Here is a 21,279-nt window from a genome sequence, read left to right on the forward strand (position 1 = left end):
AATCCCGACAATCATTGTGGTAATGACTGTCGGGATTTTTTATATAGATGGAATGAAAAAGGTTTTAGCCAGGAGCTACACAAGCAGTGCAAACAATGTACTGTCCTTATTGACCTCTTTATATTCAAAACCATTGGCCAACATGCGCTCGATTAAACCGGCGCGGTCATCAGGGTGGGCAAGTTCAATCCCTACTAATGCCGGACCACTCTCTTTATTGTTTTTCTTCGTATATTCAAAAGTTGTAATATCATCATTCGGCCCAAGCACTTCGGCCAAAAATTGTCTTAGCGCCCCGGAACGTTGTGGGAAGCTAACGATGAAGTAATGTAATAGTCCTTCGTAAATAAGCGAGCGTTCTTTAATTTCCTGCATCCGTCCGATGTCGTTATTTCCACCTGAAATAATGATAACAACGGATTTCCCCCGGATTTGTTCCGCATAAAAATCAAGAGCTGCAACTGACAAAGCTCCAGCTGGTTCGGCTATAATTGCATGCTTATTATATAAGTCTAAAATCGTAGTACACACTTTTCCTTCTGGAACAGTAATAATATCGTCCAAATAATGCTTACATACTTCATACGTTTCCTGCCCGACACATTTAACAGCAGCACCATCGACAAATTTATCAATCCAGTCGAGAGCAATAGGCTCCTTATTTTCAAAGGCAGACTTCATACTTGCTGCACCGGCAGGCTCTACGCCAATGATTTTACTTGTAGGTGATAAGTTTTTAATGTAGGCGGATACGCCGGACATTAAACCGCCGCCACCTATGCTGCCGAAAATATAGTCAATCGGTTCCTCGATATCATTCATAATTTCGACGGCTACAGTTCCTTGACCCGCCATGACGTCAACATCATCAAATGGGTGGATGAAAATACGGTTCTCTTCTTCACAATAAGCTACTGCGCTTTCCGCTGAGTCATCGAATGTATCACCGGCTAACACAATTTCAACAAAGTTCCGGCCAAACATACGAACCTGATCGATCTTTTGTTTTGGTGTTGTTTTTGGCATGAAAATGGTTGCTTGAATTTCAAGCTTTGCACAGGCATAAGCAACACCTTGTGCATGATTCCCAGCGCTTGCACATACGACACCAGAAGCACGGGCCTCATTTTCGATTTTCTTAATTTTATAATAGGCACCGCGTAATTTAAAGGACCGAACATGCTGTAGGTCTTCACGCTTAAAATAAATTTTTGCACCATACTTTTCGGATAAATATTCATTTAATTGCAGCGGGGTATGCACGACTACATCTTTTAAAAAATGATGGGCAATCAATACATTTTCAACTGCAATTGTTTTAGGTTGAGCAACTTCCATTTTCATGTGACCTCCGTAATCAGTTTAAAGATTACATCATTCTATCATAAATTTGCGCTTATGAGACCTAAAAAGTCAGTAAATTTAGAAAGTTCTTAAATTATTCATAATGAAAGCGTTTTATTGAAGAAAGTAATTTATTTCATGCTACGTTAATAAAGAAAGTTGCATATCTGTTTAGCAAATCGGATAGCCTTATGAAGAATTGTCAGAACCCGTATTTACCGTTTTATTGTTTATGTAAAGAAGTGAAGGGGTAAAAAATACAATGCTATGGCAGTGGAATTTTGTTTTATAGTAAATCAATTTTTTACAAGTTCCAAGAACATATCTAGGAGGAATTAAATATGACTAAAACAGCTATTATTACAGGTGGGGGAAGCGGATTAGGTCAATCGACAGCTATCCGTATGGCCCAAGAAGGTATAAATATTGCAGTAGTGGACGTAAGCGAAAAAGGCGGAAATGAAACCGTCGAAAAAGTAAAAGCACTTGGCGTTGATGCTATTTTTATAAAAGCAGATGTTTCGAAAGCAGAGGAAGTAAAAAAATATGTAGACCAAACAATGGAGAAATTCGGTTCTATCGATTACTTCTTCAATAATGCGGGTATTTCGGGAAGCGGGAAATACTATTTAGATACAACAATCGAAGAAATTGAACAGATTGTTGGCATCAATTTGTTAGGTGCATTATACGGGGTACGTTATGTAGCGGAAGTGATGCTAAAAAATGGTGGCGGTTCAATCGTGAATACAGCTTCTAGTGCTGGTGTCATAGGTCAAGACTCCGTTGTCACGTACTCAGCAACGAAACATGGCATAATTGGCTTAACGAAAAGTATGGTAGCAGAGTACGCAAAGGACGGATTACGTGTCAATGCCATTGCACCAGGACCGACCGAAACACCAATGGTAAAATCATTCTTTGAAGCAAACCCACAAATGAAGGAAAATGCAACAAGTGGAATCCCACAAAAACGCTTAGGGACACCTGAGGAAGTGGCGGAGCTCGTAACATTCTTATTAACATCAAAAGCAGAATATATTAATGGGGAAGTCATTCGTATCGACGGTGGATTCACAAGCACAAAATAAAATATAAAAAGGGCTGCTCGAAATGTCAGAGGGAAATCTGATATTTCGGCAGCCCTTTATTTTTTGTTCGATTTAGAATAGTAAATGTGCAATTGCAGCAATAATTGGAATCGAAATAATTGTACGGATTAGGAAGATAATGAATAAATCCCAAAGCTTTAATGGAAGCTTCGTACCTAATATTAATCCACCGACTTCCGACATGTAAATCAATTGCGTAACGGATACCGTTGCAATGAAGAAACGCGTCATTTCCGATTCAATACCTGCGCCTAAAATTGATGGTAATAGCATATCAGCAAAACCGACAATCATTGTTTGTGCGGCTTCACCTGCTTCTGGAATTTGAAGAAGCGCTAAAATTGGTTCAAACGGCATTCCTAAAATACGGAAGAAGCTTGTAAATTCAGCTAAAACTAATGCAATTGTTGCAAATGCCATAATAATAGGTGTTACCGCAAACCACATTTCCAATACATTCACAAAACCGTTTTTCACCATTTTGCCTAAGCTGCGATTTGAATTCGCTTTATTTAATGCATTGTGTAAGCCGTATGAAAATACATTAAAGCCTTCTTGTACATCTTCACGATTGGCAGGTACTTCACTACCGTCAATTAACGTATCCGCCTTTTGTTTAAGCGGGTAAATACGTGGCATAATAAACGCTAAAATTAAACCACAGATGATTACAGAAGCATAAAATTCAAGGAAGTAATCCCCAATACCAATTGTTTCAACAACGACTAGGCAGAATGTAATCGAAACGACAGAAAACGTTGTGGCGATTGTTGCGGCTTCACGTCCCGTATAATTTTTGTCTTCATATTGCTTGCTCGTCAGTAAGACACCAATTGTCCCGTCACCAACCCATGAAGCTAAGCTGTCAATTGCTGATCGACCAGGAATTTTGAATAGGGGACGCATAATTTTTACCATCATAGACCCGAAAAATTCAAGTAAACCGAAATCAGTCAATAATGGTAGTAATAATCCGGCAAAAAGGAATAATACAAACATGAATGTTACAAGTCCAACAGCAGGATCAAGCAGCACACCTGTTGTTACATCACTTGTCAGACTCTCAGGCCCAATTTGGAAAACATACATACTTGCGAAAATAACTGCAAGCACACGCATAATTGTCCAGAACCAGTTAACACGGAATAAAGAATCCGCTAATGTACGAGAACCTTTTTGTGGAATGAATTGCATTGCTACAGAACCCGCAGCAGCAATTACAAACACGATGAATGCGAACCAATGAATAAATGGTTCGACTTTACCTGCCAAAAAATTAGCAAGAATAGCAATCGGTACTTTTATGCCATCATCTGTTCCAATCGGAGTAATAAAAATAAACACACCAAGTACAGAAAACGCTATAAAAAGAAACCACGTATAAAAAGAAAATTTCTTTGTCATATATATAACCTCTTTAATTTGTTAGTTGAATATTTATACACTATAAATCTTGAATATTCATTTGTCTACTGTTTTGCGTAAAGATTAAATTTTCAGAAATATATGTTGAGTAGGAGGGGTTTATCTTTACCCTATGCAATGGAATTAAAACCAAATTGATGTAACAACATACAGTCTAAAAAATTCTCCTGGGTTTTTATTTTTAGAACTCTTAGGAGGTAAAATAATAAGTTTTGTTAGATTTAATAAATTTATAAGCGAAAAGAGCATTTTTTTTGTCACTATTAATATAGAAGTACCCAATAAATAATCTTATAATTCAGTTAGTTGGAAGCGTTTACAAATTAGGAGGGTAATAATGAACATTATTATAGCGCCGGACTCCTTTAAGGGGAGCCTAAGTGCCGTTGAAGTATCAAATTACATAGAAATGGGAATTAAACAGGCTTTTAGAGATGTTAAAACCATAAAGCTTCCAGTAGGAGATGGTGGAGAAGGTACGATGGATACTTTGGTTGCGGCGACTGGAGGTACAAAAAAAAGCTTATCAGTGACAGGACCATTAGGAAATCAGGTGAATGCATCTTACGGAGTGTTAGGTGATGGAATAACATGTGTAATTGAAATGGCAACTGCTTCTGGATTACACCTAGTCCCAAATGGACAATTATCTCCATTAACTACAACAACTTATGGAACAGGAGAACTTATAAAGCATGCATTAGATGAAGGGTATAAGTCATTCGTTATTGGATTGGGTGGTTCCGCAACAAATGATGGCGGGGCTGGCATGTTACAAGCATTAGGAATGAAACTGCAAAATCAAAAGGGGGAGGAAATAAAGTTTGGAGGCGGTGAATTAAATAATATTCACCATATTAATTTATCTCATTTCGATCAAAGAATTAAAGAATGTAAGTTTTTAATAGCTTCAGATGTCGAAAATCCATTAATTGGTCCTACTGGGGCTTCCCACGTTTTCGGACCTCAAAAAGGGGCGACAAAAGAAGACGTCATAATTTTAGATGAAAATTTAATGCACTGGGCAAATATGATTGAGGCAACAACAAGTATTACACTTCATGAAAAAGCAGGTGCAGGTGCCGCAGGTGGAATTGGTGGAGCATTTCAAGCATTTTTTCCCGTGGAATTTCAAAGAGGTGTAGATGTCGTCTTAGATTTTATTAAATTAAATGAATATTTAAATGATGCACATTTAGTGATTACTGGTGAAGGAAAAGTTGATAGCCAAACAGTGTATGGAAAAACCCCACTTGGAGTAGCGCAAAGGGCAAAATCAAAAAATGTACCGACAATTATAATAGCCGGATCCATAGGTAAAGGATTTGAAAGTTTATATGAGCATGGGGTTGTCAGTGTAAATAGCATCATTAATTGTCCAATGAACTTAGAAGAGGCCATGTTACATGCAGGGGAGTTATTGGTTTCAACAACTGAGCAAATCGTTAGGACATTTTTTTACAACGAAATTAAAAATTAATAGGGGGTTTTTATATTGAATATCAAGGATACGATTGAAAAAGTACCTGGTGGGATGATGGTGATACCACTATTATTAGGGGCTACATTAAATACAATTGATCAATTGCATATTCCGTTTGTAATGAATATTTTAAAAGCTTTAGGTACTGCTCCGACAAGTGACGGCTATTATGAATTTTTAAGAATTGGCGGATTTTCACAATATTTATTTAAAGATAGCGCATTAGTTCTGATCGCCTTATTCTTATTCATCGTAGGGAGTCAAATGAATTTAAAAGTTGGAGGAAGATCCTTAAAAAAAGGCGTCCTTTTAACCGGAACTAAATATTTTGGTGGGCTTGGAGTAGGGATGCTGTTTGGGATGATGTTTGACCCATGGACTGGTATTCTTGGGCTTTCAACGCTAGCTATTATTGCAGGTATGACAAATAGTAATAGTGGTATGTACGCAGCTTTAACTGGACAATATGGTAACCGCTCTGATGTAGGGGGTTTATCTATTCTAGCAATTAACGATGGTCCATTTCTAACTTTAGTTTCGCTAGGTATGTTAGGAACAGCATTCCCGGTAATTTCGTTTGTTGCGGTATTATTACCAATTGGTATCGGTATGCTGTTAGGAAATTTAGATCCAAAAATGCGTGATTTTTTAAAACCAGGAGAATCTATTTTAATACCCTTCTTTGCTTTTTCATTAGGGGCTGGTATGAACTTATCAAATTTCTTTAATCCGGAAGTGCTTGCAGGCGGTTTAGTTTTAGCATTTTTAACATTCGGTGTTACTTCAGTAACAGGTGCCTTAGTATTTAAACTTTTCAAAGAAAAAAGTTATATTGCACCGTTTGCAGAAGCTTCAACAGCAGGTAATGCAGCAGCAACTCCAGCAGCCATTTTAGCTGCAGCCGCTGTCGCAGTTTCTTCAGGCGCGATGAGTGCAGCTGAATATGCAAAAATTGAAGCGATAGTGCCTATTGCAACTGCACAGATATCGATTTCAACTATTACTACATCCATTCTGTGTCCATTAGCAGTAATTTTAGTAGATAGGTATCAAAGAAAGAGAGGTATTATTGGTACGGATGAGTACCCTGGCTTAGATAAAAGTGTAACAAAATAAAGCTATTAGGCTGTATCATCCAATATGCTACAGCCATTTGCTATTTTACTCATAATTTATTTTGCTGAAATGTAAATTGATTTAGCCAAATAATAAATTTGATTGTAATAATATCGTTAATATTACGAGGATTAAGGAGAGATTCTTTCTGAATTTTATTTAATCGATATTTTAATGTATTGGGATGAATGAATAATGCTTTAGCTGCAATAGTAACATTTAAATTTGAGTTTATAAAAGTAGAGAGCAATTCTTCATTATCAAGGATAAATTGATAATTTGGATTATGTAAAAATTTTTTTGCAGCATTCAATGGAATTTGTGCAAGCATCCCTTCTAGTAGATGATTTTGATAATTAATAATGTTGCTTTCTATATTTAAATTTAATAGTAATTCACATTCCTCATAAGCAAATTTTAAATTTGTAATATTATCTATAGGGGCCGTATAAACAATTTTAATGTTTTTACTAAGATTGATAAAATTTTTGAAATCGTTGATTACTGTTTCCATTGGTTGTTTGAAAAGATCGAACACTAATAAATAGCGACTAATGGACATTTTTTTATGTAATGTGGCCCGAGTAACTAAATCATTCATGAAAATAAAATATTCCTTTGTATTTGTTTCAAAATGATTATTAGTTTCCATAACCGAAATTAAATATTTGTTCTCTACAGATATATCCAAATTAAAAAGAAGGCGTTTTAAATTTACGATATTTATGGAAGGTTGCAGTAGCTCTTCAATAATTAAGGATTGTTGAATATTTTTAAATTCATTTGCAGAAGTTATATGTGCTTGCTTTAATAATAATTCAGCAAGCATTTTTACTATATTGGAAATTTCTTCAATTTCATTAGGGTTGCCAGTGATTCCAATTGCACCAACAATTTCGTTATTAAATTCAATTGGAATATTAATGCCTTCTTGTGTTCCTTGGTATTTTTGAGTATCCTCTTTAAAAATTTTAATAACTTTTTTCTTTTTAAGGACCATTAAAGCACCTTCATGAAATTGAGAAATTCTAGAAGGATTTTTAGAAGCGATTATAATTCCTTCCAAATCCATTATATTAACGTTTAATGAAAGTACTTTTGAAGTTTCATTAACGATAGCTTCAGCTAAAACCTTTGTTAACATATTTGCACCTCAATAAATTAGTCAGACTATTAATTTCTGTTAAATTTTATTTTAATTGGTATATTAGTAAAGTATAATAGTAAGATTCTAAAAATACAAAATATTGTGTTTTTATAAAAAATTGGAGGTTGTATTAATGGAAAAAATAAAGGATATAGAATTTATAATTCAGCAATCACTAGAAAAAAATGAACCCGTTCTTATAGCGATAGATGGTCCAGCAACAAGCGGAAAAACCACGTTGGCTCAAAAATTAAAAGAAAAGTTCAATATAGTTATGATACCGATGGATCATTTCTTCTTACCAATGAATATGAAAACTCCAGAAAGGTTAGCTGAAATAGGCGGAAATGTGGATTATAAACGAGTGGAAGAAGAGATTTGCATTCCTTTTAAAAAACGAGAATTTTCCCATTACAAAGCGTTTAATTGTCAAACAAGAACTTATGAAGAAAAACAAGGACAGCAAAGCACAGTTTTGCTATTAGAAGGTGTATACGCGTTACACCCAACATTACAAAAATATATTGATTACGCGTTAATTTTAGAAATTACAAAGTTAGAACAAATGACTAGGCTTAAAAAGAGAAATACACCTGAAATAGTAGAAAAATATATTCAAGAATGGATTCCTTTAGAGGACAGATATTTTGAATATATAAACCAAATGGGAGAGTGAAATAATTGAAGGCACGTTATTTAGTATATACATCTTTGTTTATTGCGATAGCCATCGTTTTGGCGCAAATTGTTAAGATTTTACCAATTGGTACTCCAGGAGCTGTTTTATTACCGATGCATATTCCGATTTTACTATGTGGTTTTATATGTGGTAAAAAATATGGTTTACTAGCAGGAATGCTTACTCCATTTGTTGCCTTTTTAATTTCGGGCATGCCAATTATTTTCCCTGTAGGTCTTAGTATGATGTTCGAATTGGCTACTTATGGTTTTGTAGCTGGTTACACATATAAAAACTTGAAGTTAAACCCATATGTTAGTCTTTTAGTTTCGATGCTAATAGGAAGAATGGTATACGGAGTTGCAGCCGCTATTTTATATGGATTCTCAAATTTCGATTTTGGTTTCCAAATGTTTATTCAAGCCGCATTTATAATAGCTTTACCAGGAATTCTAATTCAATTATTAATTATTATTCCACTTGTAAAAGCAATTGAAAAATTTCAAACACAAAACCAGCTTCCACAAGTGAATGCATAGAGGGGGAAATACAATGGAAGTATCTTTATTGTATGGAAAAGGAGAATTAAAAATTAATGTACCTGACCATTCTGTCGTTTTAGAACCAAAAAGCATTAACGGTATGGATGATGAGATGGGGGCATTGAACGAAGCGTTATTAAACCCTATTGGTACTTCACCGATTCATGAAATCGTAAAAGAAACAGACAAAGTTGCAATTGTTATAAGTGATATTACACGTCCTACACCAAATGAAAAAATCGTTCCTGCGATTATTAATGCGCTACCCCATGTACCAAAAGAGAATTTTGTTATTATAAATGGTACGGGGACACATCGTGATCAAACGGAAGAAGAATTTATTCAAATGTTGAGTGAAGATATTGTCAAAAATATTCGGATTATCAATAATAGTTGTCATGATAAATCTACTCAAACAAAAGTTGGAACAAGCAGATTTGGCTGTGATGTTTGGCTGAATTCTGAATATGTAGAAGCAGATTTTCGAATTGTAACAGGATTTATAGAGCCACACTTTTTTGCTGGATTTTCTGGAGGACCAAAAGGAATAATGCCTGGTATTGCCGGTATTGAAACAATTATGACATTTCATAATGCAAAAATGATTGGACATCCTTTAGCTACATGGGGAAATATGATTGATAATCCATTGCAAGATATGACACGTGAAATTAATGGTATGTGTAAACCCCATTTTATGTTAAATGTTACATTAAATCGCGAAAAGAAAATTACAAATGTATTTGCAGGAGAATTAATTGAAGCTCATGATTTAGGCTGTGCATATGTAAAAGAACATACGATGGTGAAATGCGAAGATCGATTTGATGTAGTTATTACATCGAATTCTGGTTATCCATTAGACCAAAATTTATATCAAGCGGTTAAAGGTATGAGTGCCGCACAAAAAATTGTAAAAGAAGGTGGTACGATTATTTGTGCTGCAGAGTGTATAGATGGTTTACCTAACCACGGAAATTATGCAGAAATATTGCAAATGAGAAAAACTCCACAAGAACTGCTTGACATGATTAATGATGAAAATTTTAAAAAGTTTGATCAATGGCAAGTTCAAAAACAAGCTGTAATCCAAGTATGGGCGGATGTTCATTTATATTCAACATTAACACGAGAGCAAGTTGAGAATAGTATGTTAAATTATGTAGAAGATATTGAAGTATTACTGGAGCAATTGAAGGAGAAATATGGTCCAAACTATTCTATTGCAATATTACCAATTGGTCCATTGACTATTCCTTATGTAGAAGAGTAGGGGAACTATTTCTAATTCCAGATAGACAATAAAGCGTCGCAAAACAAAATTTGCGACGCTTTTTATTTTGATTATTTTTGATGTAAATTCTATACCATTTAAGAATATAGAAAGAATTAATCGTTAAATGTAACATTATAAAATTTTTCAGTATTTAACCAGCTGTCCGATAAAACTTCACCTTCATCGATACGTTTTTCTGTTTCTTGCAACATCCAGCCAGTTTGGGAAATATGGGCTTTTAACGCCTTTAATTTGTCTTCTTTGACAGAGCTAATATCTATTGTTACATCGGGCTCTCCATTTTTCTCGACTGTATCGTTGGCAAAAGCGCATGCTAAAATACGAGGACGATATTGCTTATCAATTCGACGAACGGCCTCTACTACTGCACGACCAGTTGCTTCATGATCAGGGTGCACTGCAAAACCAGGTAAAAATGTGAAAATTAAAGAAGGATTAAGTTCCACAATTAAATCGGTTACGAGTTTGATCATCTTTTCATCATCTTCAAATTCCACCGTTTTATCACGTAAACCCATCATACGTAAATCTTCTATACCCATTGCTTCACAAGCAGCAATCAGTTCTTTTCTACGTATTTCCGGTAATGATTCACGAGTGGCGAACGGAGGGTTTCCTAGATTCCGGCCCATTTCCCCTAATGTTAAACAAGCATATGTAACAGGAACTCCCATATTGTGATATAAGCGTAATGTACCTGCAACCGAAAAGGCTTCATCATCTGGGTGAGGGTAAACGACCAAAACATGGCGTTCTTCTTGTAATGTCATGTAAGCAACCTCCTTAATAAGCAAATGGCGATTCGCTAATTTCCAACGCAATCGCTAGCTTTCCTGTATTATCAATTCCAGCCATTAATAAGCGACCTTGATCGTCTAATTCAAAATGTGTAATTCCTTGTGCATATACCCAACCATGTGGCATTTTCAAGCCAACACGGTGCGGGGCATCTCCTACAACTTTCCCTAATTCATAACGTAATTGTACATTGCGGATAAACGCCCCTGCATTGAAAAAGTTTTCATTATAGTGTGTTGCATAAGAGCCATTCGTAGTTTCTAGATGAATAAAAACGTCTTTGTTCGCAAAAGAATTAAGTAATTCCTGGAGCTCGTTAGTATTTACTTCCTTCATCACTCTTATTAACTCCTTTCGAATCTATCTGTTAATAGTATAGTCAAATTTTGTGGAGTATGAAAAGAAAAAGTCACACAAGAAGCGAATTCCTGTGCGACTTAGTATATTTTATGCATTAATGTAGTTAGGGATCGTTGTGACCGTTACTTTCGGTGCGCCAAATCGGGGTTTAGCACCATGCATAACTGGACCGACATGGTCGTTTAAAGCCCAGCCATGTTTAATTGCAGCCGAAACGAATTCCTTCGCTTCTATTACGGATTCTTCAACAGAAAGACCATTTGCTAAATTGGCACAAATACTAGCTGCAAATGTACAGCCTGCCCCATGATTATAAGTTGAAGTGACTTTTTCGGATTCAAGTAATTTGAATTCCTGTCCATTATAAAATAAATCAACCGCTTTATCATGTACTAATGCTTTTCCGCCTTTAATGACAACATTTTTTGCCCCAAGCTCATGTATTTTTACTGCGGCAGCCTGCATTTCCTCAATTGATTTTGGTGTACCTGTTCCAGCCAGTTGACCTGCTTCAAAAAGGTTAGGTGTAACTACTGTAGCATAAGGTAATAGATAATTAACCATAGCTGTTGTATTGCCAGGATTTAATACTTCGTCATCGCCTTTACATACCATTACTGGATCGATAACTACTTTATCCGTTCCTGAAGATTGAATGGCCTGTGATGCCATTTGTATAATCTCTTCTGTAGAAAGCATTCCTGTTTTAATTGCATCTACTCCTGTAGAAAGGGCTGTATCGATTTGTTTTTGCAAAAGGTCTGTCGGCAATGGTGTCACAGTATGGCTCCAAGTTATAGGATCCATTGTTACGACTACTGTTAATGCGACCATTCCGTAAGTACCATGTTCCTGGAAAGCTTTCAAATCTGCCTGCATCCCTGCACCTGCGGAAGTGTCAGAACCTGCAATTGTTAAAGTTTTTTTTAGTGTCATAAAACATATCTCCTTAAAGTGAATATTCGAATAATAATAATGCTTAGTATAGCGCTTATCTGACTATATAAAAATAGCCAGAAAAAGAAAAAACTTTAAGGTCAGAAGAAATTACTTGAACTTCTCTATAAATTTCAATACCGTTTGAGGTGAGGTGAAACTATGATTGAACAATTAACTAATAGTTGGAAGGAAATTTTGGCAGCACAAGTGCAGCAGTCTTATTATAAAAACCTGCAAAGTTTTTTATCCACGCAGTATGAGTTGGAAACTGTTTATCCAAAAAAAGAACATATTTTAAATGCCTTTATGCTGACAGATTATGATTCGGTTAAAGTAGTCATTTTAGGACAAGATCCATATCATGGTCCCAACCAGGCGCATGGACTTAGTTTTTCGGTCGAACAAGGTCAAAAATTGCCACCAAGCTTAAGAAATATGATGAAAGAGTTACAGCAGGACATGGGCTGCGAAATACCTGAGCGTGGAGACTTAACATCTTGGGCAAAACAAGGTGTTTTATTGCTGAATACTGTATTAACTGTCCAGGCAGGAAAAGCGAATTCTCATAAAGGACAAGGATGGGAACAGTTTACTGATGCAGTTATCGAAAAACTTGCAGAGCGCGTTCAACCAATCGTCTTTTTATTATGGGGAAAGCCAGCGCAAAGTAAACGGATTTTAATTGAACGAATTTCCGATAAGCATATTATTCTCCAGGCACCTCACCCAAGCCCATTAAGTGCCCATCGTGGATTTTTTGGAAGCAGACCCTACTCAAAAACAAATGAAGCACTTCAGTCGATAGGTGAAAAGCCCATAAATTGGTGTTTAGATGAGAATGGTTCTAAACAATCTAAACTTTTACTGTGAAGCATGGTAAAGTAATGATAGAAAGAGAGGGAGCGGCAAATGAAAGTTGATTGCTTTAAATGTCATTTTTTCCGTGTGACATGGGATCAAAATAATCCGCGCGGGTGTACGGCTTATGGTTTTAAAACGAAGCAGCTACCATCTCTCGTTGTAAAACAGTCATCGGGAATGGATTGCTTAAAGTTTGTGCCGAAAAATAGAGGAGGGGACAATGGGAGATGATCACGTATGAAACAATCATCAAACAAATTGAAAAGTTGACCGCAGAAGCTACTCATGCGACAACGGAGCAACGGGCTCGTGAAAAGCTCACGGCTATTCGTGCATTGTGTGATGTCGTATTGGACGAAAAAATAAACTCTACAAAGCTCCCGGCTACAAATCTTGTTAGTACGACTGTTTCCTCACCTGTATATACACAGCCTGTTGCAATTCCGTCGCAAAAGCTCGAGGAAGAGGATGCAAATGGGGATTCACTTTTTGATTTTTAATTGTTATTACTAAATAGGGAATCGTTGAATATATAAAAGAAAGAGGTAAGATAATGAAAGGTTCAATAATATCAGGAGCGATTCATGGCTTTTTAGCAGTTGCATTAGGCGCATTCGCAGCACATGCACTGGATGATATGCTAGATGACTACAGTACAGGAATATGGGATACAGCCATACAATATCAAATGTTCCATGCAACAGCACTCATATTAGTCGGTATATTAATGTCAAAGGCTATTTTAGGTGAAGTAAAGCAATTGAAAATAGCAATGATTTGTTTTAATGCAGGAATCGTCATTTTTGCAGGAAGTCTAATGCTATTAGCTTTAACAGGAATCGGCATATTGGGAGCTATTACTCCTATCGGTGGTGTCCTATTTTTAATTGGTTGGATAATGGTTATAATATCAGTAGTAAAAAAGTCATAGGTAAATAGAAAGCATATACTCCTAAAAATGGTAGTATATGCTTTTTTTATTATTTTACTAGGAAAAATAAATCTTTTATCTAAATTGTTTGAATTTATTGTATAGTTATAAAGTAGGTTAGTAAAGGGGTAAGGAAAATGAACCAATTATTATTAAAGCTGGAAGATCATTTTGAAGAAATGGTGATTATACGTCGCTATTTACATGAGCATCCTGAAGTATCGCATGAGGAAGTACATACACCCGCATATATTGCAAATTTTCATCGTGAGCTTGGATTAGAAGTGCGCGAGTATGTAGGGGGACGTGGAGTTGTAGCCACACTAAGAGGTACCAAGCCAGGAAAAACGGTTGCTTTACGTGCGGATTTTGATGCATTGGCTATTCAGGAATTAAATGATGTGCCTTATAAATCTAAAAACGATGGTGTAATGCATGCGTGTGGTCACGACGGTCATACGGCAACATTACTCGTTTTAGCAAAAGTATTGGTCGGTATGCAGGATCAATTGTCCGGTAATATTGTTTTTATTCATCAGCATGCAGAGGAGTTAGCTCCTGGTGGTGCATTGGCCATGATTGAAGATGGCTGCCTAGACGGTGTGGACGTTATTTTTGGGACACATTTATGGGCACCAACCCCATTAGGAGAAGTGCTTGTAAAAGATGGGGCAATTATGGCAGCAGCAGACCGATTTGAAATTGTAATTCAAGGTAAGGGCGGACATGGCGCAGAGCCACAGCATTCGGTGGATGCAATAGTCGTAGGAGCCCACTTTGTTACACAAGTACAGACGATTATTTCCCGCCGGATCGCACCGCTGCAATCGGGGGTTGTGACAATTGGTCAGTTTGAAGCAATCAATCCGTTTAATGTCATCGCCGATACAGTGAAAATACAAGGGACAGTACGTGCTCTAGATGAACAGGTCCGCAGGCAAATAAAAGAAGAAATCGAATTATTGTTAAAAGCAACTTGTTTAGGAATGCACGCTACGTATAGTTATGAATATTTTGATGGATATCCACCTGTTGTTAACCATGAAGAACAAACAAAGTTTATAGCAAAAGTAGCAGAGCAAACAAGTGGAGTAGAAAAGGTGACGGAGTGTCCTCCGTTTATGATTGGTGAGGATTATGGCTATTATATGCAGCATATTCCAGGCACATTTTTCTTTACTGGAGCCAAAGATCCACAGTGGGAAACGGTTTACCCACATCATCATGCCAAATTTAATTTTGATGAAAGAGCCATGCTGATTGCCGCAAAAGTTTTAGGACAGGCTGCATTGGACTTTCTAGAGAATGATTGACAGAAGGAAGGGATATCAAAATGAGTGTTGGGAAAAAGTTAAATTCTGCTTTCATTTTAATGATTGTCTTAATTACGATTACTGTAGTTCTTAACTTTATTAGTTTAAATAAAATTAAGGGAGATATGGATGAAGCACTCAACCATCGTGTTGAGCAAATCCGTACGGTTGATCAAATCCGCCTGAATATAGGGATGCAAGGGATGTATGCACGTGCCATCGTGTTGGACGGCAAAGAGGAATCTTTCGATAACTTTAAGCAGTACAATGAATTATTGGACACGGAAATTGATTATTTGGAATCATTGGTTGTAAGTAATGCAATGCAGGAATATATGGAGCAAGTAAAGAAATTCCGAGATGATTTTAACAATGGTTACCTAGATATGGTCGATGCATATAATCGCGGAGACCAAATACTGGCAAATGGATTTATTAATACGAAGCTTCATGTGGCAAGTAACGGCATGTTTGATGTGACAAATCAGATTGTTTCATATCAGGAGCAGCAGCTTGAAGTGATTAGTACAAAAGCCGCCAATTCAATTTCCTTTTCTCAAACGGTTGCAAGTATTGCCTTGGCAATTAGTATATTTATAGCTGTACTTGTGATGTTATTTATTCGTAAAACAATTACATCACCGTTAAAGAACATAGTAAAAGAAGCGAATATTATTGCATCAGGAGACTTATCACAGCAGGATTTTGTTGTGAAAACAACTGACGAAATCGGTCAGCTAAGTAAATCCTTCAATTTGATGAAAAGCAATTTAGCTAACCTTATTAAAAATATGCAAATGAATTCAGAGCAAGTAAGTGCTGCTGCGCAAGAACTTTCAGCGAGTACAGAAGAAATTACGGCAACAACAGAAGATGTGACGACACGTGTTAGTCATACCGCAGAAAGATCTCAAATCTCTGCACATGCTTCGAACGAAAGTGCTCGTGCAATGGAAGAGACAGCAGCCGGAGTACAGCGAATTGCAGAAGCGACTCAAAAATTACATGGCAATTCTGTTGATGCAACACAAACAGCGAGAAATGGTGGTCAAATTATTCATGATGCACAACAGCAAATGAAAATTATTAGTTCCTCTACAAATTCAGTTAATGATTTAGTGCAAAAGCTTGCCCAACAAACAGAGGAAATCAATAATATCTCGCAAATTATTACGGCAATTACAGATCAAACGAATCTGCTTGCATTAAATGCTGCCATTGAAGCAGCACGGGCAGGGGAGCACGGAAAAGGATTTGCAGTTGTAGCGGATGAAGTACGTAAGCTGGCGGAGCAATCGAAAAACTCAGCCAATTCAATCGTCAACTTAACACTTGAAATTAAAGCAGATACAGAAAATGTCGAGCGTGCTGTATCGGATTCTTTAATATCTGTAAACGACGGAGTGAATATCATTACAAATGCAGGACAATCATTTACATCGATTGTGGATGCAGTAACCGAAATGTCTATGCAAATAGAAGAAATTTCAGCTACATCGGAACAGCTTTCGGCAAGTGCAGAACAAGTAACTGCTTCGGTAAATGAAATTGCCAATGGCTCAAACGAATCGAGTAGCCACCTCGAAATGATAGCAGCAGCCGTGGAAGAACAAACGGCAACGATGCAGCAAGTCAATGCAGTGGCAGCTACATTAAGTGACAATGCCCAAAACCTACAACAGGAAATACAGCAATTTAAAGTGTAAATATAAAAAGCAAGGTGCTTTGTGAAGGCACCTTGCTTTTTCATGCACCTTAAAAGACTTACCGCCTATTAAGGTGTTTGTGTAAAGTAGCTTAATTCCTCATCAAATTCAGCATAATCAAAGTAAATCATCGGGAACAAGAAGCGATGGTTATTCTTTAAATCACGTAAAATAACATGGTCGCGTCCTGCTGCTTCGACAACACCGCGAACAGCACGCGTATTGCTGCCAGCTACCGCATTATCAAATGAAAAATAAAACGTACCTGGTTTCCCACGATTTAACCGTAGAATATTTTCAATATAGGATTCCTCTCGTGGAAAGCCTACCCCTTGCATAGTCGAAGGCATTGTAACCGCCGAAGGGTTCATTTGTTGCATTGGAGACGTCCAGTAATAAGTCAATTTTGCATCCTTTCATTAAATAAATTTAGTTTACCGCTAGACAAGTTGCAGTTGCCGATACTCATCACACTCAGATTCAATATGTGACTACTACGCTATTGTCCATACTACTAGGCAGGTCAACTGAATAACCTTTTGTAGCGTCTTAATCGAACAGGAAGATTATCTTTTGTTTGAACTATAGGCGTTCTAAGTAACCTCCTTTTTCGTTTTAGTATATGCATAAAAAAAAAGTTGAACACCGATACAGTGTTATTTTTTGAATACCTAACATACTATAGAGTAATTTATTTGGGGAGATGTAATAAATTTTAATGAAATGGGTAATATAAATTACATAAATAGAAGATTGTTGCCCATTGTTAATGAAAATCGCGGGAGTGGAACCTCATGAAAATAGGTATATGGTTAGGGATAATAATTAGTGCATTTTTGTCCTATGCAGTTGCGATATTCTATGAACAACCGATTCATTGGTATTTACTAATCCTTCTCATCGTAACGGGTTTGTTCATTAATACCATTATTATTATTTTAAAATTACAGGATGATCATACCGAAGGTGAGTCGAACTAATCGACTCATCTTTTTTCCATTTCATGGGGAAGGTGGCGAATATGCATCATAAAATGTCGATTATGTATAGGGGAGTGGTGAATAAGTGGGGACGATTGATGATAAATAAGGGAAAAGTGTTTAATATAAAAATTTTCTCGTTAACTTGAGGTCATAAATAAACCCGTTCAGCAACTCGAATGAATGGATAAACCAAATATCAAGAGGTTGAACGGGTATATGAGTATTAAATCGCTAATAATTTTTCCAGTTTTTCATTGTCTAATAAGTTACCTACTAGGAACTCACCAAACTCGCCATAGCGGGCTGATACTTCATCAAAGCGCATTTCGTAAACGATTTTTTTGAATTGAAGCATATCATCAGAGAATAATGTAACGCCCCACTCATGATCGTCCAATCCAACTGAACCAGTGATGATTTGTTTGATTTTACCTGCATAGCTGCGTCCGATTAGACCGTGGTCATACATCAGTTTTTTACGATCTTCCATTGAAAGCATGTACCAGTTGTCATTGCCATCGCGCTTTTTATCCATTGGATAGAAGCAAACATATTTTGACTTTGGCAATTCAGGATATAAACGCGCACGTACATGTGGGTTTTGGTATGGATCTTCATCCGACTTACCAGCTAGGTAGTTTGATAATTCTACAATCGAAACGTAAGAATAGGTTGGAATAGTGAAATCTGCAATTGCCAATTTAGCAAATTTTGTTTCGATTTCTCCTAGCTCTTCCGGTGTTTCGCGTAATGTCATCATCATGAAGTCTGCTTTTTGACCAATAATAGAGTAGAAAGCATTCGAACCTGTATCTTTATTTAAGTCTTCTAAAAATGCGATAAATTCTTTCGTAGCGGCTTCGCGTTCTTCAGCTGAAACTAATTTCCATGATGCCCAATCAATCGAACGGAAATCATGTAATGCATACCAGCCATCTAAAGTAATTGCTGCTTCATTCATGTGCTTAAACACTCCTTGTAAATGAAAATGATTCACAGTTAGTGTAGCATAAATCAATAAAAAAAAATCATTTCAACCCTGCATAATCGATATTTTCACCAATTTGACATCACTTTGAATTGAGGTATGCTAAAGTGAAGAGAAATTAAGCTAGGAGTATATGTATGAACGAAATTTTAAAACAAACGAAGTGGCGATTCATTGATCAATCGATTAGTGCAAACAAACGCTCACCTTTAGAGTCATTTGCGATGGATGACACACTTTGCCATCTTGTTGGACAGCACATGTCAGATGCCACAATTCGTACATGGGTGCATGATGATTCAGTAGTGTTAGGCATTCAGGATCACCGATTACCGCATATAGAAGAAGGCATGCAAACATTAATTTTGCACGGTCATGAACCGATTGTCCGGAATTCAGGAGGGTTAGCTGTTGTACTGGACGGGGGAGTGCTGAACATTTCCATTGTCATAGGGGAAGACAAACCTCTTAGTATTAACAATGCCTTTGAAATGATGGTTGAATTGATTCGACAGCTTTTTCCGGAAGTCGCAACTAAAATAGAAGCATATGAAATTGTTGGCTCGTATTGTCCAGGTTCATATGATTTAAGTATCGATGGTAAAAAGTTTGCCGGAATATCACAGCGCCGTATGAAAAATGGAATTGCTGTACAAATCTACTTATGTGTAGAGGGTAGCGGAAGTGAGCGAGCAGAGCTGATTAAGCAATTTTACGGGGCAGGTCTAAAAGGTGAGGAAACGAAATTTCAATATCCGGACATTAAACCAGACGTTATGGCCTCATTACAGCAACTGACAGGACAAGACATCACTGTGTCCCAAGTGAATGAGCGCCTCCGAAAATTATTAGATCAATGGAATGGACAGTTAAATGAAAAACCATTGCAGCAAAGTGAAATGGAACTATATGAATATTATTTACAACGCGTATTGAAACGCAATGAATCAATGTTAAATAAATAAAAAAAGGCGAGGTGCTAATATAGCGCTTCGCCTGAATCATTTAATGATGATTGTGAAATTAAGTTACCGTTTCGTTCCATTTTGAATGTTGGTGCATTCGGCTCTGAATCTTCTAGTGCCACAAGTCTTCTAGCGCGATTCATAATAGATACAAATTGCTCGTAATCTTCTTTAATCGCTTTATTTTCTTTTTGAAGTGCAGCCAATTGTTGTTCAAGCTGATTCTTTTGTTCTGTTAACAGTGATGTTAATTTACGCCACTTCACTAAATCTTGTTCATTTGAGTTCGTATGTTGCAACTTTACTAAATATGCAATAACGATATCCAATGATAATGCCGATAGTGGAATGGAAGTCGGCTGATTTTCATTTGAAGGCATTAAGTATAAAGGCGTTGTTCTTCGCTTTGTTGCTGTATTCATCATACGCATACGCTCTTTTCGTTCCTTTTTCGCCTGTGCTAAATCTTCCTCGTAAATGCGTCGTACTACTGCATTCCAGCGGAAACCACACGCTGCAGCTGTTCGGTTCAGTAGATCACCAGCCTCTTCAAAAGCATTAAGCTGTGTGCTTCCTTCTTTAACATGGCGCAAAACAGCTTCTGCTAATAACTCATCATTCTCTTTTACCCACGCATCTTGTCTTGTTTTTGTCATTTAAAACTCCCCCTGATCTTTTGATAGTTTTGTTGTTGTAAATCTATCATGTCCAAAGAGGAAAACATTTATTCACTATATCGTAAATTGTTGATAGAATAATGAGAAATATATTCCTATCAGACCTTTGACGGAATTGCTAGTATATACTTGAATGGAATAAGCAATATGCGATACAATAAAGAATAGGTTAAAATAGCTAAGAGAAAGGTGTTGACACTATGGCAAACTTATTTCACGTTTGCGATGAATGTCAGGCCGTTAATTTAAAGACGTTAATTCCAAAATTAAAAGAAATTGATCCAGAAGCAACGATTGAAATTGGCTGTCATTCATACTGTGGTCCAGGCCGCAAAAAAACATTTACATTTGTAAATAATCGTCCGGTTGCCGCATTAACTGAAGAGGAGTTAATGGTAAAGGTACTCGACAAACTAAAAAAGTAACGACGTAAGGACCAGTCCTGAAATAATTTTCAGAATAGGTCCTTTTCGCGTTTATAAGGGTTTTGCAGATGAAAATAATCTATAAAGAATTTAAAGAATTTAAGGCAATAATGCCTTTGCCTAATGGATTCATTTCTTTTTCACTGAGAACTCACTTATAATAAGGAAAAGGGATAAGGAGGTCGGCT

General features: G+C 36.6%; 24 protein-coding genes. 15 read left to right on the forward strand and 9 right to left on the reverse strand.

Annotated features, from left to right (window positions below; all coding sequences use genetic code 11):
• Positions 1–75 precede the first annotated feature (75 nt).
• Positions 76–1,338, reverse strand: a complete 1,263-nt coding sequence (ilvA, locus tag H9635_RS13050; RefSeq protein ID WP_191700744.1) for a threonine ammonia-lyase IlvA — start codon at positions 1,336–1,338, stop codon at positions 76–78.
• Positions 1,339–1,685: 347 nt separating this feature from the next.
• Here ilvA and H9635_RS13055 point away from each other — a divergent pair, with 347 nt between their 5' ends.
• A complete protein-coding gene (locus tag H9635_RS13055; RefSeq protein WP_191700745.1) occupies positions 1,686–2,435 on the forward strand; it encodes an SDR family NAD(P)-dependent oxidoreductase in 750 nt (249 codons plus the stop codon).
• A gap of 72 nt (positions 2,436–2,507) precedes the next feature.
• Here H9635_RS13055 and H9635_RS13060 read toward each other — a convergent pair whose 3' ends face one another.
• Positions 2,508–3,860, reverse strand: a complete 1,353-nt coding sequence (locus H9635_RS13060; RefSeq protein ID WP_191700746.1) for a YjiH family protein — start codon at positions 3,858–3,860, stop codon at positions 2,508–2,510.
• Between the two features lie 358 nt (positions 3,861–4,218).
• On the opposite strand from H9635_RS13060, the gene H9635_RS13065 reads away from it, so the two are divergent.
• Positions 4,219–5,361 (forward strand): glycerate kinase, encoded by a 1,143-nt coding sequence (locus H9635_RS13065; RefSeq protein ID WP_191700747.1) that lies wholly within the window; start codon positions 4,219–4,221, stop codon positions 5,359–5,361.
• A gap of 15 nt (positions 5,362–5,376) precedes the next feature.
• Entirely contained in the window at positions 5,377–6,480 is a 1,104-nt protein-coding gene (locus H9635_RS13070) for a 2-keto-3-deoxygluconate permease (protein ID WP_191700748.1), read from the forward strand.
• Positions 6,481–6,529: 49 nt separating this feature from the next.
• Here H9635_RS13070 and H9635_RS13075 read toward each other — a convergent pair whose 3' ends face one another.
• Positions 6,530–7,624, reverse strand: coding sequence for a CdaR family transcriptional regulator (locus H9635_RS13075; protein ID WP_191700749.1), 1,095 nt, complete (start codon positions 7,622–7,624; stop codon positions 6,530–6,532).
• Between the two features lie 136 nt (positions 7,625–7,760).
• Between H9635_RS13075 and H9635_RS13080 the strand changes: the two genes are divergently transcribed.
• Genes H9635_RS13080 through larA form a run of 3 tightly spaced genes read left to right on the forward strand, consistent with a single transcriptional unit; the run spans position 7,761 to position 10,121 of the window.
• Complete coding sequence (locus H9635_RS13080; RefSeq protein ID WP_191700750.1) at positions 7,761–8,303, forward strand: nucleoside/nucleotide kinase family protein; 543 nt, start codon at positions 7,761–7,763, stop codon at positions 8,301–8,303.
• A 5-nt stretch (positions 8,304–8,308) separates the two neighbouring features.
• Positions 8,309–8,845 (forward strand): ECF transporter S component, encoded by a 537-nt coding sequence (locus tag H9635_RS13085; RefSeq protein WP_191700751.1) that lies wholly within the window; start codon positions 8,309–8,311, stop codon positions 8,843–8,845.
• A 13-nt stretch (positions 8,846–8,858) separates the two neighbouring features.
• Positions 8,859–10,121, forward strand: a complete 1,263-nt coding sequence (gene larA, locus H9635_RS13090) for a nickel-dependent lactate racemase (RefSeq protein WP_191700752.1) — start codon at positions 8,859–8,861, stop codon at positions 10,119–10,121.
• 116 nt (positions 10,122–10,237) lie between these two features.
• On the opposite strand, the gene bshB2 is transcribed toward larA, so the two are convergent.
• From bshB2 to thiD, 3 genes are all read right to left on the reverse strand, one after another.
• Positions 10,238–10,915 (reverse strand): bacillithiol biosynthesis deacetylase BshB2, encoded by a 678-nt coding sequence (gene bshB2, locus H9635_RS13095; protein WP_191700753.1) that lies wholly within the window; start codon positions 10,913–10,915, stop codon positions 10,238–10,240.
• A 13-nt stretch (positions 10,916–10,928) separates the two neighbouring features.
• Complete coding sequence (locus H9635_RS13100) at positions 10,929–11,279, reverse strand: YojF family protein (RefSeq protein WP_191700754.1); 351 nt, start codon at positions 11,277–11,279, stop codon at positions 10,929–10,931.
• A gap of 111 nt (positions 11,280–11,390) precedes the next feature.
• The gene (gene thiD / locus H9635_RS13105; RefSeq protein ID WP_191700755.1) at positions 11,391–12,239 is read right to left on the reverse strand and encodes a bifunctional hydroxymethylpyrimidine kinase/phosphomethylpyrimidine kinase; all 849 of its coding nucleotides are present in this window, start codon (positions 12,237–12,239) and stop codon (positions 11,391–11,393) included.
• A 162-nt stretch (positions 12,240–12,401) separates the two neighbouring features.
• Here thiD and H9635_RS13110 point away from each other — a divergent pair, with 162 nt between their 5' ends.
• From H9635_RS13110 to H9635_RS13130, 6 genes are all read left to right on the forward strand, one after another.
• Positions 12,402–13,112 (forward strand): uracil-DNA glycosylase, encoded by a 711-nt coding sequence (locus H9635_RS13110; protein ID WP_191700756.1) that lies wholly within the window; start codon positions 12,402–12,404, stop codon positions 13,110–13,112.
• A gap of 39 nt (positions 13,113–13,151) precedes the next feature.
• Positions 13,152–13,334 carry a uracil-DNA glycosylase gene (locus H9635_RS19295; RefSeq protein ID WP_225223709.1) on the forward strand — a complete coding sequence of 61 codons (183 nt, stop codon included), beginning with the start codon at positions 13,152–13,154 and terminating at the stop codon, positions 13,332–13,334.
• Positions 13,331–13,603 (forward strand): YwdI family protein, encoded by a 273-nt coding sequence (locus tag H9635_RS13115; protein ID WP_191700757.1) that lies wholly within the window; start codon positions 13,331–13,333, stop codon positions 13,601–13,603. Before H9635_RS19295 ends, H9635_RS13115 begins: the two co-directional genes overlap by 4 nt.
• A 53-nt stretch (positions 13,604–13,656) precedes the next feature.
• On the forward strand, positions 13,657–14,034 hold the full coding sequence (locus H9635_RS13120) for a DUF423 domain-containing protein (RefSeq protein WP_191700758.1): 378 nt from the start codon (positions 13,657–13,659) through the stop codon (positions 14,032–14,034).
• A gap of 137 nt (positions 14,035–14,171) precedes the next feature.
• Positions 14,172–15,347 (forward strand): M20 family metallopeptidase, encoded by a 1,176-nt coding sequence (locus tag H9635_RS13125; RefSeq protein ID WP_191700759.1) that lies wholly within the window; start codon positions 14,172–14,174, stop codon positions 15,345–15,347.
• A gap of 20 nt (positions 15,348–15,367) precedes the next feature.
• A complete protein-coding gene (locus H9635_RS13130; protein ID WP_191700863.1) occupies positions 15,368–17,053 on the forward strand; it encodes a methyl-accepting chemotaxis protein in 1,686 nt (561 codons plus the stop codon).
• A gap of 68 nt (positions 17,054–17,121) precedes the next feature.
• Here the strand turns inward: H9635_RS13130 and gerQ are convergent, their stop codons facing one another.
• Positions 17,122–17,433, reverse strand: coding sequence for a spore coat protein GerQ (gene gerQ, locus H9635_RS13135; RefSeq protein WP_191700760.1), 312 nt, complete (start codon positions 17,431–17,433; stop codon positions 17,122–17,124).
• A gap of 414 nt (positions 17,434–17,847) precedes the next feature.
• Here gerQ and H9635_RS13140 point away from each other — a divergent pair, with 414 nt between their 5' ends.
• Positions 17,848–18,033, forward strand: coding sequence for a hypothetical protein (locus tag H9635_RS13140; RefSeq protein ID WP_191700761.1), 186 nt, complete (start codon positions 17,848–17,850; stop codon positions 18,031–18,033).
• A 226-nt stretch (positions 18,034–18,259) separates the two neighbouring features.
• Here the strand turns inward: H9635_RS13140 and hemQ are convergent, their stop codons facing one another.
• Positions 18,260–18,997, reverse strand: coding sequence for a hydrogen peroxide-dependent heme synthase (hemQ, locus tag H9635_RS13145; protein ID WP_191700762.1), 738 nt, complete (start codon positions 18,995–18,997; stop codon positions 18,260–18,262).
• A 164-nt stretch (positions 18,998–19,161) separates the two neighbouring features.
• Between hemQ and H9635_RS13150 the strand changes: the two genes are divergently transcribed.
• Positions 19,162–19,989, forward strand: a complete 828-nt coding sequence (locus H9635_RS13150; RefSeq protein WP_191700763.1) for a lipoate--protein ligase family protein — start codon at positions 19,162–19,164, stop codon at positions 19,987–19,989.
• Positions 19,990–20,003: 14 nt separating this feature from the next.
• Here H9635_RS13150 and H9635_RS13155 read toward each other — a convergent pair whose 3' ends face one another.
• A complete protein-coding gene (locus H9635_RS13155; RefSeq protein WP_191700764.1) occupies positions 20,004–20,645 on the reverse strand; it encodes an RsfA family transcriptional regulator in 642 nt (213 codons plus the stop codon).
• Positions 20,646–20,866: 221 nt separating this feature from the next.
• On the opposite strand from H9635_RS13155, the gene H9635_RS13160 reads away from it, so the two are divergent.
• Entirely contained in the window at positions 20,867–21,091 is a 225-nt protein-coding gene (locus H9635_RS13160) for a DUF1450 domain-containing protein (protein ID WP_008404549.1), read from the forward strand.
• Positions 21,092–21,279 lie beyond the last annotated feature (188 nt).

This window comes from Solibacillus faecavium, assembly GCF_014836905.1.
Lineage (GTDB): Bacteria > Bacillota > Bacilli > Bacillales_A > Planococcaceae > Solibacillus > Solibacillus faecavium.